Source organism: Anaeromassilibacillus sp. An200 (assembly GCF_002160025.1).
GTDB classification, from domain to species: Bacteria; Bacillota; Clostridia; order Oscillospirales; family Acutalibacteraceae; genus Caccousia; species Caccousia stercoris.
The window spans coordinates 54,682-68,381 of the sequence record NZ_NFJU01000021.1 but is presented as its reverse complement, the minus strand read 5'-3'; the positions used below and the strand labels follow the sequence as shown (position 1 = coordinate 68,381).

General features: G+C 56.3%; 12 protein-coding genes. 4 read left to right on the top strand and 8 right to left on the bottom strand.

Annotation, left to right across the window (positions count from 1 at the left end; all coding sequences use genetic code 11):
- From B5F35_RS11530 to pyrE, 6 genes are all read right to left on the bottom strand, one after another.
- The coding region (locus B5F35_RS11530) for a ParB/RepB/Spo0J family partition protein (protein WP_140401208.1) at positions 1-547 on the bottom strand (547 nt) is incomplete at its 3' end.
- The gene (locus tag B5F35_RS11525; RefSeq protein ID WP_087241100.1) at positions 501-1,349 is read right to left on the bottom strand and encodes a ParA family protein; all 849 of its coding nucleotides are present in this window, start codon (positions 1,347-1,349) and stop codon (positions 501-503) included. The genes B5F35_RS11530 and B5F35_RS11525, both read right to left, overlap by 47 nt.
- Before the next feature lie 142 nt (positions 1,350-1,491).
- A complete protein-coding gene (locus B5F35_RS18890) occupies positions 1,492-1,656 on the bottom strand; it encodes a hypothetical protein (RefSeq protein ID WP_164488523.1) in 165 nt (54 codons plus the stop codon).
- A 441-nt stretch (positions 1,657-2,097) separates the two neighbouring features.
- Positions 2,098-2,499, bottom strand: coding sequence for a 30S ribosomal protein S9 (gene rpsI, locus B5F35_RS11520; protein ID WP_087241098.1), 402 nt, complete (start codon positions 2,497-2,499; stop codon positions 2,098-2,100).
- A 14-nt stretch (positions 2,500-2,513) separates the two neighbouring features.
- Positions 2,514-2,942, bottom strand: coding sequence for a 50S ribosomal protein L13 (rplM, locus tag B5F35_RS11515; protein ID WP_087241095.1), 429 nt, complete (start codon positions 2,940-2,942; stop codon positions 2,514-2,516).
- Between the two features lie 185 nt (positions 2,943-3,127).
- Positions 3,128-3,787: an orotate phosphoribosyltransferase gene (gene pyrE, locus B5F35_RS11510; RefSeq protein ID WP_087241093.1), complete on the bottom strand. Its 660-nt coding sequence runs from the start codon at positions 3,785-3,787 to the stop codon at positions 3,128-3,130.
- Positions 3,788-4,080: 293 nt separating this feature from the next.
- Here pyrE and pth point away from each other — a divergent pair, with 293 nt between their 5' ends.
- The 4 genes from pth (at position 4,081) to B5F35_RS11490 (ending at position 9,923) form a co-directional block, all read left to right on the top strand.
- Positions 4,081-4,686, top strand: coding sequence for an aminoacyl-tRNA hydrolase (gene pth, locus B5F35_RS11505; protein WP_087241091.1), 606 nt, complete (start codon positions 4,081-4,083; stop codon positions 4,684-4,686).
- An 18-nt stretch (positions 4,687-4,704) separates the two neighbouring features.
- Positions 4,705-5,649 carry an AEC family transporter gene (locus B5F35_RS11500; protein ID WP_087241089.1) on the top strand — a complete coding sequence of 315 codons (945 nt, stop codon included), beginning with the start codon at positions 4,705-4,707 and terminating at the stop codon, positions 5,647-5,649.
- Between the two features lie 33 nt (positions 5,650-5,682).
- Positions 5,683-9,132 carry a transcription-repair coupling factor gene (gene mfd / locus B5F35_RS11495; protein WP_087241087.1) on the top strand — a complete coding sequence of 1,150 codons (3,450 nt, stop codon included), beginning with the start codon at positions 5,683-5,685 and terminating at the stop codon, positions 9,130-9,132.
- Between the two features lie 182 nt (positions 9,133-9,314).
- Positions 9,315-9,923, top strand: coding sequence for a rubrerythrin family protein (locus B5F35_RS11490; protein ID WP_087241085.1), 609 nt, complete (start codon positions 9,315-9,317; stop codon positions 9,921-9,923).
- Positions 9,924-10,017: 94 nt separating this feature from the next.
- Here the strand turns inward: B5F35_RS11490 and B5F35_RS11485 are convergent, their stop codons facing one another.
- Positions 10,018-13,089: an EAL domain-containing protein gene (locus B5F35_RS11485; protein ID WP_087241083.1), complete on the bottom strand. Its 3,072-nt coding sequence runs from the start codon at positions 13,087-13,089 to the stop codon at positions 10,018-10,020.
- A gap of 146 nt (positions 13,090-13,235) precedes the next feature.
- Complete coding sequence (locus tag B5F35_RS11480; RefSeq protein WP_087241081.1) at positions 13,236-13,637, bottom strand: bacteriohemerythrin; 402 nt, start codon at positions 13,635-13,637, stop codon at positions 13,236-13,238.
- Positions 13,638-13,700 lie beyond the last annotated feature (63 nt).

The following is a 13,700-nucleotide window of genomic DNA, read 5'->3' as shown; positions in this document are numbered from 1 at the left end:
GCACCTGTGTTTGACTATCACCGCCTTCTTTACCGACAATACTTGCAGATTCCTTTCCGCTTAACTTCCAACCCACTGGGTCGGAAGTTAAATCCGTCCGCTGTCCCTGACGTTTCATCGCGTCCAACTTCATTTTGTAGGCAAACGCTTTTTCCGAGGGCAAAATCTGCTCCCGTTGCAAGTTAGAATCTACCATGATGATTGTGGCTTCATCATCGGTGAGATTTCGTACAATACAGGGGATTTCCGGGAGCTGCGCCAGCTCCGCCGCCATTTTCCTGCGGTGTCCGGCTACCATTTCATAGCTGCCGCCTTGCTTGGGGCGTACCAGCGCAGGAACCAACACGCCATACTGCTTGACGCTCTCCGCCATTTCCTGCATGGCCGCATCCATCCGCACTTTGAAAGGGTGATCCGGGAAATCGCTGATCTCTGAGGGATTCAGGTTGACGACTTTCTCCAATCTGGCCTCCGCACGGCTTTCCTCGGTGGAAAAGAGGTCATCGACTGAGGGCAGATTGAAGTTTAGCGCGTTGTTTCTCGCCATCCGCCTGCACCTCCTTTGAAAATTCCGCATAAGCCTGAGCTACCTTGCTGCCATTATCATAGGCGTAGATGCTCTTGCCAGCGGCGCTGATTTCTGCGGCTTTGATTGCAACGGGAATCTCGGAACGATAGATTTTCAAAACACTCCCGTAGCTCTGCCGCAAGGTTTCTGCCGTCTGCTTGGCCAGATTGGTGCGCCCGTCCACAAGGGTCAGCAGTACGCCGTCCACTTTGAGGGACGGGTTGATCTGCCGCCTGACCTTGCCGATGGTTCGCATGAGCTGGGTCATGCCTTTGGCCGGGAGATAGTGGGCCTGTACCGGGATAATCACGCTGTCAGCCGCCGCCAACGCATTGATCGTAATCATACCAAGGGACGGCATACAGTCAATCAGAACCGTGTCATAGTTCTTCTTGACTTCATTGACATAGGTGCGCAACGTGAACTCCCGGCTCATGGCGTTTACCAAGCTCATTTCCATAGCCGACAGCTCAATGTTGGCTGGCATAAGGTCAACACCCTCTTTGTGGTGCAGGATGCCCTCATCCACAGAAAACGGCTCGTCGCGGATCACCTTCTCCATGATGGTTGCAAGGGTGGTCTGCAAGCTGTCCTGATCCTGCCAGCCCAGGCAAGTGGTGAGGTCGCCCTGGGGGTCTGCATCAATGAGCAGAACCTTTTGTCCCAGGCGGGCCAACCCAATGCCCAGATTCACCGTTGTGGTGGTTTTGCCTGTTCCGCCTTTCTGGTTGGCCAATGCGATGACACGGCCTTCCTTCGGGCGGCTTCTCTGTTCCGGCATTTTCATGTCCTCCTTTTTGATAGATTTAGCTGCCCGTTGGCAAGACGGACAGCTATGTATGCTGCAAAATGGGCATGAAAAAAAGCCGCCTATTCTATGAAAAGAATAAACGGCTTGATTTAGTCGGCACAATATGTAGTTTTCAAATTCTTTTGACAGGGGCGCACATGACTTTGAGCAAAAGATCATCCACGCAGCCGGTGTCTCGATTTTCCCGCAGCAGGGTGTTACGAAGATGATTGAGGCTCTGGATCACAATGCTGTTTTCGGCAGGGGTGAGGGTTATCTTGAATTTCTGCTTCCTCATAGTGCAGTCCTCCTTTTCGCCTTCATTGTATCTGCTCAAAGACGTGTAGCGCAAATGTGCAAGCATTCACCGGCTTCAAAGAGTTTGGATGGCATGAGGAAGAAAAGATAAACCGAATTTAGTTTGGTCAAATCCTGACAAATCAGGCCAGCCCTTTCAAAAGAAAAACCATAAAGAAAGGCTCTTAAACGATGGACAATCCACAGGACAAAAGTACCTCGAAAACGGCCCGATTTTGATTGCTGATTATCCTATTTTTTACCGAAAACGGGGTTCAAAACACCCGGTTATCCTATTTTTACCGAGAAAAAACTGGGTCAGAACAGTTCAAATTCTGCCAGAACCAGACAAACTGCAACAGAAGATATGAAATGGAAAAACCCCGAAAAACCGCAGTTTTTCGGGGTTTTTGAGCCTCTTTGAACCAGTTTGAACAGCTGATTATCTCTTGCTGAACTGAGGAGCACGACGTGCTGCCTTGAGGCCGTACTTCTTGCGCTCCTTCATTCTCGGATCGCGGGTGAGGAATCCGGCCTTCTTGAGGGTGGGGCGCAGATTCTCGGAATCGTACTGCAGCAGAGCGCGGGCAATGCCGTGACGGATGGCGCCGGCCTGGCCGGTGACGCCGCCGCCTGCCACACGGCAGACGATGTCGAACTTCTCGTTGTTATTGGTCAACACCAGCGGCTGACGGACGATGAGCTTGAGGGTCTCAAGGCCGAAATAGTCGTCGATGTCTCTGTCGTTGATCGTGATCTTACCGGTGCCCTGGTACACGCGCACGCGGGCCACAGAGCTCTTTCTTCTGCCGGTACCGTAAAAGTAAGGCGCTTTCTCGTACATGATTCAATCCTCCCTTATCTCTCCCAGGCTTCGGGCTTCTGAGCAGCATGCTTGTGCTCGCTGCCGGCGAACAGGCGCAGACGGCCAAGGGCGCCGCGGCCCAGCGTGTTGTCCGGGATCATGCCCTTGACGGCGAGCTCCATTGCCTTGGTCGGGTTCTGGGCCATCAGGGTATCGTAACGGACGGATTTGAGATGTCCGATATAGCCGGTGTGGTGATGATAGAACTTCTTCTCCAGCTTCTTGCCGGTGAGAACCGCCTTCTCGCAGTTCACGATGATGACGTGGTCGCCGCAGTCAACATGCGGCGCAAAGGTGGGCTTGTGCTTGCCGCGGAGCAGAGCGGCAGCCTGCGCGGCGACGCGGCCCAGCGGCTTGCCGGCGGCGTCAAGTACATACCACTTGCGGTCGATCTCGCCGCTCTTGGGCATATAAGTAGACATGGCTGTTACCTCCTGAACTCTCGTTCCTTCTTCTTAATTCACAAATCGTGCTCCATGATAGTACCACACTCGGAACGGGCTGTCAAGAGGAAAATCCGATCTTTTTGATTTACAGGGAGGTATGCTCCGTTTTTCTCCTGTTTTTGGCCTTATCCTCTCTGTCGCTCACGCGTCATTTTTATTTTTCAGATGCAATAGCGCTTCATGTAGTCCTCCATGAGCGGCAGCAGATGAGCGTAATCGGCGCGGCTCTGGAGATATTCATAGATATCCCGGACGGTGACGAGGGCATGCACCCGGATGCCGAATTCCTCCTCGACCTCCATGACGGCAGTCTTTTCGGGATTCTGGCCGAACTCACAGCGGTTGACGGAGATGAACATGTCCGTCACCTTCACGTCGGCGCAGGCGGAGAGCACGGGCATCGTCTCGCGCACGGCGGTGCCGGCGGTGATAACGTCCTCGATGATGATCACGCGGTCGCCGTCCTTCGGCTTGTAGCCAACAATACTGCCGCCCTCGCCGTGATCCTTGGCCTCCTTGCGGTTGAAGAAAAAGGGCTTGTCGATCCCGTAGCTGCGGGCCAGCGCTCCCGCCGCCGTCGTCACAAGCGGGATGCCCTTGTAGGCCGGGCCGAACATCGCGTCAAACCCGTCTCCGACCGTCTCTTTCACGAGCGCGGCGTAGAATTCGCCGAGCCGTGAGCTCTGCAGGCCGGTGCGGTAGTTGCCCGTGTTGACAAAATACGGCGTATTGCGCCCGCTCTTCGTCACAAACTCCCCGAAGCGAAGCACGTCCGCTCCCATCATGAACTCGATAAATTCCTTCTTTGCCTGTGTCAGCATAAAAAACCTTCCCTTCCCGTTTCAGTTGCTTTCATTATACTGTCCGGGGCAGAAAAACGCAACCGCCGCGCGGCTTCGGCAGGCTCTAAAAAAACATGCCGGCGGAGCGCATTTTTTGGTTGGCTCTCCCGCTTGCGCACGCGGGAGCGGGTATGCTATATTATAGGATACAGGAAAGCAAATTCAGATGGCAAATCAGGACCGCCCCACGCGGATCACCCCACCCCCTTCCGGAGGCTGGGGCGTTTGCGCGTGCATCGCCGCGCGCCCGGAAAACAGGAGGAATTTTCAGCATGTTGTTTTTTTCGAGAAAACCCGCCCCCACAGGGCCGGTAGAATATATTGTGGCGGGCCTGGGGAACCCCGGCTCCAAATATGAAAATACGCGGCATAACGCCGGATTTCTGGCGATTGACCGGCTCGCGGAAAAAGCGGGCGTTTCGATTGACCGGCTCAAGTTCAAGGGATTGACCGCGCAGGCGGAGGTCGGCGGCAAGCGTGTGCTCCTGCTCAAGCCCTCCACCTTCATGAACCTCTCCGGCCAGAGCGTGCAGGAAGCTCTCTCATTTTATAAGCTCCCGCCGAACCGTTGCATCGTCCTCTTTGACGACATCTCCCTCGAGCCGGGGCGGATGCGCATCCGCGCCAAGGGAACGGACGGCGGCCACAACGGTATGAAGAACATCATCTATCTCACAGGCCACGACGATATCCCGCGCATCAAAATTGGCGTCGGCAAGAAGCCGAACCCCGGCTGGGATCTGGCGGACTGGGTGCTCTCACGCTTCTCTCCTGCCGACTGCAAGGCGCTCGACCCGGTGCTGGATCACGCCGCCGAGGCTGTCTCGCTCATCGTCAACGGGAAGCTTCAGGAAGCACAGAACCGTTTCAATTCCTGAACGGGGGCGCACTTCGCAATGGAAAATTTCCTGTTCAGCGTCAACGCCACATTTCCGATCTTCCTCGTTATGCTGGCCGGATGGCTGCTGCGCCATTTCGGGATGCTTACCCAGCCGTTTGTGGATGTGGCAAACAAATTCAATTTCTATGTCACGCTCCCGATCCTGCTCTTCACCGAGATCTCGGCTATGAGCCTGTCTGAAGCCTTCGACCCCGCGTTCTTCTTCTACTGCATGGGTGCGACGTTCGTGGGTATTGTGCTGATCTGGGTGCTGGCTGTGATATTTGTAAAGGATAAGAAGATGCTCGGCGCGTTCGTGCAGGGCTGCTACCGCGGCAGCCCTGCCGTGATGGGCGTCGCCTTTGTGATGAACATGTACGGAAACGCAGGCGCCTCGCCGCTGATGATCGTCGCGTCCGTGCCGCTGTTCAATATCTTTGCCGTGCTGATCCTGACAATCCACGGCGATGGCGGCGGGTTCCGCCCCGCCCAGCTTAAAAAAGCCCTGCTCGGCGTGTGCAAAAATCCGATCCTTCTTGGAATTCTCGCAGGGCTTCTGTTCTCCGTGACAGGTTGGAAATTCCCCACGCTCGTGAACAAGACGCTGGGCTATTTCGCGGACATGTCCACCCCCATCGCGCTCATCGCCATCGGTGCAGGGGTACAGCTCGGGGAAGCCTTCGCCCGCTGGAAACCCACGCTGATTGCCGCCTTCGTCAAGCTGATCGCGCTGCCCGGCGTGTTTTTGACGCTGGCCATAGCCCTCGGCTTTCACGGCGACCAGCTTGTTGCGCTGCTGGCTATGCTGGGCCTTGCCACCACGCCAAGCGCGTACATTATGGCGAAAAACATGAAAAACGACGACGTGCTCACCTCGGGGATCATCGTCGTCACAACGCTGCTTTCGAGCATCACTGTTACCGGCTGGATCTTTCTTCTGCGCTCGCTGGGAAAGATCTGAACGGTCCGGCATGATTTCAGGGGAGGGAAACGCATGAAATTCCTGCATACGATACTGGGAAAGCTTCCGGAATTCCAGGAGCTGGAGCGCGCCGTCCAAAGCGGGGCGCTGCCTGCCGCCGCCACAGGGCTTTCCACGGTGCACAAGGCCACCTTTATTGCCTCGCTGTGCGTCCGGCAGAAGAAAAAAGCCTTCGTCCTCACGGGCGAGGAGGCCGAAGCGCAGCGTCTGTGCGAGGATCTGCGCTCCATGGGCCTGCGTCCCCTGTTCTACCCTTACCGCGATTTTGCCCTGCGCGACACCGAGGGCGCGTCGCATGAATACGAACGGCAGCGGCTTCAGGTGCTGGCACTGATGGCGGCGGGGGACTATGACGCCGTCCTGTGCTGTCCGGACGCGGCCCTGCAATATACACTCCCGCCCGCTGAACTGCGCCGCCGCACCGTCTCCCTGCATCCCGGCCAGTCCATCACCATGGAGCAAGTGGAAACCGCTCTGCTGGCCTGCGGCTATGAGCGCGCCGTGCAGGTGGACGGCAGCGGCCAGTTTTCGCGGCGCGGCGGCATTCTCGACGTGTTTACGCCGGACGCGGAGCAGCCCGCCCGCCTGGAATTCTGGGGAGACGAGATCGATACCATCTCCCTTTTTGACGTGGAGACACAGCGCCGCGCGGATTCCGTGGAGGAGCTGATTCTCGCCCCCGCTGTGGAAGCCCTCGCGGACGACCCCGCCGCGCTCGCGGAGAAAATCCGCCGCCTGGCGTCCTCCCTGCGCGGCAAGACCGCGCCGAAGGCGAAAGAAATCCTTTCTGCCCAGGCCGATAAGCTGGCCCAGGAGCTGCACCTTGGCTGTCTCGACAAATTCATCACCCTGCTCTACGACAAGACCGCCACGCTCTTTGACTACGCCGGGGACGACACGCTCTTTTTCCTCAGCGAGTCCGCAAAGTGCCGGGAACGCATGCGCTCCACACTCTGGCAGTGGGGCGAGGATGTGAAGGATTACCTGGAGGAGGGTGTGCTGTGCCGGAGCCTGTCCCAGTTCAGCGAGGACTGGCCGTATTTGCTCCAGCGCTTTGAGCACGCGGGCGTCTACCTGGACGTGTTCGCGCGGGGCGGCTACGATACGCCGGTGCGCACGCAGATCGCCGTCACAGCGCGGCAGCTCTCCGTGTGGGGAGGCAGCACGCAGCTGCTTGCTGAGGATTTGCAGGGGATGCTGCACAACAAATGGGCGTGCGTCGTGCTCGCGGGCAACGAGCGCAGCGGCCAGACCGTCGCCGCCGACCTGCGGGCACAGGGCCTTCCCGCCGCCTACCTGGAAAACCCGGAAACCATCCAGCGCGGCACGGTGGCAGTGACCTCCGGCGCACTCTCCGCGGGCATGGAATATCCCGGCGCGTTCTTTGGACTGATCACCCACGGGCGCATGGCGCAGACCGCGGCCAAAAAGAAGAAGCGTCCCAAAAACAGCCAGGAGATCTACAGCCTGGCCGACCTCACCCCCGGTGATTATGTGGTGCACGTCTCCCATGGCGTGGGCGTGTTCGAGGGCATCCATAAAATCGACATGCACGGTGTGGTGAAGGACTACATCAAGGTGCGCTACGCCAAGGGCGACACGCTCTATGTGCCGGTGACACAGCTTGACCTGGTGAGCAAGTACATCGGGCCGCGTGAGGATGCCAGCGTGAAGCTCAACAAGCTCGGCGGCACGGAGTGGCAGAAAGCCAAAACGCGCGTGCGCCACGCTGTGCGCGACATGGCCAAGGAGCTGATTCAGCTCTACGCCAAGCGGATGCAGGTCAAGGGACATGCGTTTTCGGAGGACACGGAGTGGCAGCGCGACTTTGAAGCGCACTTTGAATTTGAGGAGACGGAGGATCAGCTGCGCTGCATCGACGAGATCAAGACCGACATGGAGCGCGAAGCCCCGATGGACCGCCTGCTGTGCGGCGATGTGGGCTTTGGCAAAACGGAAGTGGCGCTGCGCGCCGCGTTCAAGTGCGTCTCCGACAGCAAGCAGTGCGCCATTCTGGTTCCAACGACCATCCTCGCCTGGCAGCACTTCCAGACGATCGCGCGGCGCATGGATGGTTTTCCCGTCAAGCTCGAAATCCTCTCCCGCTTCCGCACGCCGAAGCAGCAGGAGGAGATTCTGCGCCGGCTGCGCCGTGGGGAAATTGACATCATCGTGGGCACACACCGGCTCGTCAGCAAGGATGTGGAATTCCGCGACCTGGGCCTTGTCATCATCGATGAGGAACAGCGCTTTGGCGTGGCACAGAAGGAACGGCTCAAGTCCGCCTACGCGAACATCGACCAGCTCACCCTCTCCGCAACGCCAATCCCCCGCACGCTGAACATGGCACTTTCCGGTATCCGCGATATGAGCGTGATCGAGGAGGCTCCGCACGACCGCCACCCTGTGCAAACTTACGTCTTAGAGCACGACGACGGTATTCTCTATGAAGCGATCCGGCGTGAAATCCGCCGCGGCGGGCAGGTGTACTACCTGCACAATGACGTTGCGACGATCGAGCGGGTCGCCGCGCGGATCCAGGCCGCCGTGCCGGAATCGCGCGTCGGCTTCGGCCACGGCAAGATGAACGAGCAGGAGCTTTCGGAAATCTGGCGTAAGATGATCGATCACGAGATCGATGTGCTCGTCTGCACCACCATCATCGAGACGGGCGTGGACGTGCCGAACGCCAACACGCTCATCATCGACAACGCCGACCGCCTTGGCCTGTCGCAGCTGCACCAGATCCGCGGACGCGTGGGCCGTTCCAGCCGCCGCGCCTATGCGTATCTGACCTTCACGCGGAACAAAGTGCTTTCAGACGTTGCCCAGAAACGATTGTCCGCCATCCGCGAGTTCACGGAGTTCGGCTCCGGCTTCAAGATCGCGATGCGCGACCTTGAGATCCGCGGCGCGGGCAACATCCTCGGCGGTGAACAGCACGGCCACATGGAAGCCGTCGGCTATGACCTTTACCTCAAATTGCTTGGAGAAGCAATCAAGCGCGAAAAGGGCGAGGAGGTGCGCGAGCTGGACGAGGAATGTCTGGTGGACGTGCAGATCCAGGCACACATCCCGGAAAGCTACATCGCCGACCTCACCCAGCGGCTTGAAATTTACCGCCGCATCGCGGACGTGCGCACGCGCGACGACGCACTGGACGTGACGGACGAACTGATCGACCGCTTTGGCGAGCCGCCGGAGAGCGTCAACGGCCTTCTGGAAATCGCACTGCTGCGCAACCAGGCGTCCACGCTCGGCGTCACGGAGGTCAAGCAGCAGGGCGAAGCACTTCTGTTCTACCAGAAGAAGATCGACATGAAGCAGGTGTCCGCCCTCGTCTCCTCGCTCAAAAAGCGCGTGATGGTCAATGCGGGCGCAAAGCCATATATCAGTGTCAAGATTGCGGGAACCCCGCTGGAAACGCTGGCTGAGACGCTGCGGATCCTCAGCACGACCTGACAGCAAACCTATTTTTGCCGGAGGAAACGGCTGCGTCCGTCCTTCCGGCAATTTTGTTTTACAAATATGAAAATTTTTCTTGACATTGCGGCGAAAAGGGAGTATAGTCAAAGCAAGATAATAACAATTCTTATTATTAATTTATTTTATTACATACCACATAGTTTAAGGGAGGAAATAAAATGGATCTGAAAGGAACCCGTACCGAACAAAATTTGCTCGCCGCATTCCAGGGCGAGTCTATGGCACGCAACAAATATCTGTTTTTCGCTGAGAAGGCAAGGGCGGAAAACCATCCCGAAATTGCCGAGATTTTTGAGCGTCTTGCCACCAACGAAGGCATGCACGGAAAGCTTCTGTACCAGAACCTGTTCGGCATCAAGGGCACGCTGGAAAATTTGCAGACCGCTGCGCAGGGCGAATACGGCGAGTGGAGCAGCATGTATCCTGAATTTGCCAAGATCGCCGAGGAGGAAGGTTTTCCGCAGCTGGCCCAGCTTTTCCGCGGTATTGCCAGAGTTGAGCAGGAGCACGAGTTTGAATTCATGGACGCTCTCATGAAGACCGCCGCTTCCGCAGCTCCCTCCGCTCCTGCCGCGGCCCCGGCACAGGCAGCTGCCCCTGCCGCTCCCGCTCAAAAGGCTGCTGTTCCTCCGGTTCCTCAGACCGTGGCGGCTACCGGTTACCGCTGCATGTTCTGCGGCGCCATTTACGACGAGCAGCCTGATGTCTGCGAGCTGTGCCACGCGATTGGCTCCTTCGAGCAGGTATCCTACAAAAAGAAAGCATAACCTCCCCAAAAATGTATCTGATATAAAAAGCAAGGCTTCCTCTCCCCAACAGGGAAAGGAAGCCTTGCTCTTTTCTTTTGTGTGTGCGGCTGGCTTAGTGTGCCGCGGCTTCCGCGGCAAGATCATCGGCATGCTGTTCCTGCAGGACAGCATGGAACCTGTCCAATTCCATGGGCTTATAGAAATAATAGCCCTGGATGAAATCCGCTCCCATCTTGCGGGCCGCCGCAAGCTCTTCATCGTTCTCCACGCCCTCCATACACACCTTCTTGCCAAAGCGGTGGCAGGCGTAAACAATACTCATAATGAAATCGCGGCGCTTCTTGCTGGAAACGGCCTTCTGCATCAGCGTGCGATCCAGCTTGACAAGATCGGCCGGATATTTCAGCAGAAGCTGAAGGCTTGAATAGGCGTTCCCGAAATCATCCAGTGCAAAGGAAAGCCCAATCTCCCGGCAGCGCTCAATAAACTGCTCCAAATGGCCAGGCATGGAGTCAAAATGTGTCTCCGTCAGCTCCAGCATCACGTTCCAGCCCGGAACCTGATAACGCGCCAGCGTCTTATGCAGGAACGAGAACAGCGTATCGTCCGCAAGCTGGAAATAACTCACATTGAAGGAGAGCTTGAAATTCGGACAGAGCGGCAAAGTTTCCTGGCACAAGGCGGCGATCTGCTCGATCACCCACTTGCCCACCGGAATGATCAGACCCGTTTCCTCCAGAATCGGGATAAACTGCACCGGTGGAACATTCACGCCCTCATGCTTCCAGCGCAGCAGCACCTCGCCGCCAAACATCCGGCCGGTTTCCGCGATCACCTGCGGCTGGATCACGATGCGGAATCCGCGGAAATTCTGCGTCACGCTGGCCATAAGAGCCATGCTCAGATCTGCCCGCTCTTTTTCCTTTTTCCCAAAGACAGGAGAAAATTCCAGATACTCACATTCTGGACAATCCTTCGCCGTGCGCAGCAGCGTCATGGCATTCTCCGTCAGATCCTGCGCTGTCACGCCGTCGCGCGGGCTGCGCAGCATCCCCACCACGCATGGATACATCTCATGCGCCCCATTGCGGCGATACACATCGCTGATCACCTGGCGGATTTCCTGGATTGCCTTGTTCGGATCGCGCACCGTGCGGGAAAATGCCAGAAAACGCATCCCATCCATATGAACCAGCTCAAAATCGCTTCCCAGGCTCAGACGCAAGAGACGGCCAACCTCCCACAGGATGGTATCGCCTGTCCTGCGTCCCAGCGTCTGGTTGATCTTAGAAAAGCTCCGCAGCGAGAAGCAGATGAGCAGAAGCTCCTCTTTCGCGGAGCACAGTTCCGAAAGCCGGTTGAGACCGAAGGAGAATGTCATCATTCCGGTGGCCGTGTCAATCTCCGATTTGTCGTTCAGCGCTATCATGGCTCCGGAAAAGAACAGCGGCTCCGTCTTGTCCTCATTCCATTTCATAATCCCACGGCAGTGAATCCAGATCGGATCGCCATGCTTGTTGTACACCCGGTAACGGATGTTATGCAGGGTTCGTTTTTCCTCCAGCATCTGGCGCGTTTCCTCCGCATGGAGAGGCCGATCCTCCTCCACCAGGCGCTGTTCGAGCAGCGTCACGAAATCATACACCAGGTTGCTTGAGAAATTGAAATCCCGCCGCAGGTTTTCCGAAATATAATACACGTTTTTCTGCATATCTCCGCAGTAGAGATACAGTGACGTTCCATCCATCGCCACGGAACTGAAAAATGATTCCGCGTCAAAGTAGTAATTTGAGGCAAACATCTGGAACGCATTTTTTTCCTTGCTCTCCCCCTGCCGGCTGTCCATATAAAATTCCCGGCGCCGTTTTCCTGTAGTGGGATCCACTTCATTATAAAAGTTATTTTTTTCCTGATACATCCGGTCATCCGCCAGACTCATCAGTTCGCGGAAATTCTTTTCCTTTTCCTCCGACCAGACACAGCCGATGGAAAGCTCACAGTTGCGGGACACAATCTCGCGCCGCAAGCGCTCCACCCGCCGGCCAAACTCGGCTTCATCCCCACTTGTGAACAGGACAACAAATTCGTCCCCGCCAATCCGGTACACCTGCTCCTCGGAGAATGCACTGGCAATGGCTTTATAGCAGCTCAGGATGGTTCTGTCTCCACCGTCATGTCCCAGCATATCGTTGATATTTTTCAGGCCGACGATATCGCAGTATACCATGCCAAGCGGCAGCTGGAACGATTCGCTGCGAATAAACTCATCGAGCGCGTGCCGGTTCAGCGCACCCGTAAGCTGATCGTGATGGCTCATGCGCCGCAGATGGGTAAAGAGCTCTCGTCTCTGCCAGATGGACACGATAAAATGCGACAGGATCTTGCAGACCTCCACCGCTTCGCCGACACGTTCCGTACCGGGATTGTCCAGACGAAGGAACCCGCCCACCCGATCCTTGTGCAGAAGGGGAACCAGCAGGACTGTCTCCGCCGCACCGGGCTTTAAATAGGCGTACAGCTCGGGGGAATCCTTTTTAAACTGCTCCATATTGTTGAGGATGATCGGCTCATTGTGCAGGAACGTCTCATACCAGCTGTACAGGTAAGAAAGATGCTCCGCCGGCATCGCTTCCTTGGAGCAAGGAAGCTCTTCGCTGCTCCAATGGTAAGTATGCAGCAGAGCGCCATCGTAGCCGTTTTCATAGATATCCGTCCGATCGCACAGCAGCTTCTGGCCTAGAAAGCGGAGCAGGATATTCATCGACTTGTTCGGATCCACGGTGGAATGTGTCTGGATCAGGCAGTCGTTTACCATCGCCTCATAGTTGGGATTGCGTCCGGATGCATTGGGGCACTCAATGTTCATAGCCATTTCCATCCGGCAGCGCCGCCCCTCCCAATAGATCAGCGTATCCTTGAGGAAAAGCGTTTTCTTCAGAACGGGGTTGCGGTAGCTCCACTCGTAAAATTCATTTTCCCTGAGGCTTTCGTTTGTGCAGAAGGGGCAGACCTGAGAAAGCCCTTGCAGGACGTCATAGCATTTTTTACCGCGATACCCATCCTCTGTTTCTATCTCGAATTGCTCCCGTGCAAAACGATTCATGTAAAGCAGCTCATAGGTATCGCAGTCGGCCACATACACAGACTCGTGAAGATCCTCAAAATATTCCCATGGCGCCTTCATTTCTCCTACCCCCTTTCCAACCTGTGCCGTCCCAGTTTCCAAGATCCGCACAGGCCCTATAACCCCGAAAGGCAGGCCGGCGTCCCACACCGTCTGCCTTTCGGGAACCTGCCCGCCCCCTCATGCGGGGCAAGCATTTCTATGTTTTAGCTGTGCTGCTTGATATGGGCCGCCAACCGCTTATCCTCCACGCGGATATGGCTTATCAAAATCGCTACAACACCATTAAACTTGCCCAGTGTCGAGATGGTCGGTCCGTTTTTCTCAATCTCTCCCACAGCGGCGGAAAGCTTCTCTTTGTAGCTCTCGTGGAACTGCTTGTGGGTGGGATAGCCGGGGTATTTGCTGGTGGTCTGAAGGCGTTCCTCATCCGCGAAATGCTTTGCTACATAGTTCACCAGAAAACCAGCTGTCTGTTTTAAAGAATCGCGTCCCTTGCCTTTTTCGCAATCCTCCGTAAGCTGATTGATTGCCTGGAAAAGCTGACGATGCTCTGTATCGATCAGTGCATTCCCTGTCAAAAGGTCAGGGGTCAGTTCATATTTCATCAAAATCCTCCTTTGTTCTCCGCAAAACAAGTTTACCAAAAAGGCGGCTGTCCAACTTCAAGC

Excerpts from the sequence above, each read along its gene's own strand:
- rplM (WP_087241095.1), bottom strand. The coding sequence starts at position 2,942 with ATGTCTACTTATATGCCCAAGAGCGGCGAGATCGACCGCAAGTGGTAT.
- rpsI (WP_087241098.1), bottom strand. The coding sequence starts at position 2,499 with ATGTACGAGAAAGCGCCTTACTTTTACGGTACCGGCAGAAGAAAGAGC.
- B5F35_RS11485 (WP_087241083.1), bottom strand. The coding sequence starts at position 13,089 with ATGAAGGCGCCATGGGAATATTTTGAGGATCTTCACGAGTCTGTGTAT.
- B5F35_RS11490 (WP_087241085.1), top strand. The coding sequence starts at position 9,315 with ATGGATCTGAAAGGAACCCGTACCGAACAAAATTTGCTCGCCGCATTC.
- B5F35_RS11500 (WP_087241089.1), top strand. The coding sequence starts at position 4,705 with ATGGAAAATTTCCTGTTCAGCGTCAACGCCACATTTCCGATCTTCCTC.
- pth (WP_087241091.1), top strand. The coding sequence starts at position 4,081 with ATGTTGTTTTTTTCGAGAAAACCCGCCCCCACAGGGCCGGTAGAATAT.
- B5F35_RS18890 (WP_164488523.1), bottom strand. The coding sequence starts at position 1,656 with ATGAGGAAGCAGAAATTCAAGATAACCCTCACCCCTGCCGAAAACAGC.
- pyrE (WP_087241093.1), bottom strand. The coding sequence starts at position 3,787 with ATGCTGACACAGGCAAAGAAGGAATTTATCGAGTTCATGATGGGAGCG.
- B5F35_RS11480 (WP_087241081.1), bottom strand. The coding sequence starts at position 13,637 with ATGAAATATGAACTGACCCCTGACCTTTTGACAGGGAATGCACTGATC.
- mfd (WP_087241087.1), top strand. The coding sequence starts at position 5,683 with ATGAAATTCCTGCATACGATACTGGGAAAGCTTCCGGAATTCCAGGAG.
- B5F35_RS11525 (WP_087241100.1), bottom strand. The coding sequence starts at position 1,349 with ATGCCGGAACAGAGAAGCCGCCCGAAGGAAGGCCGTGTCATCGCATTG.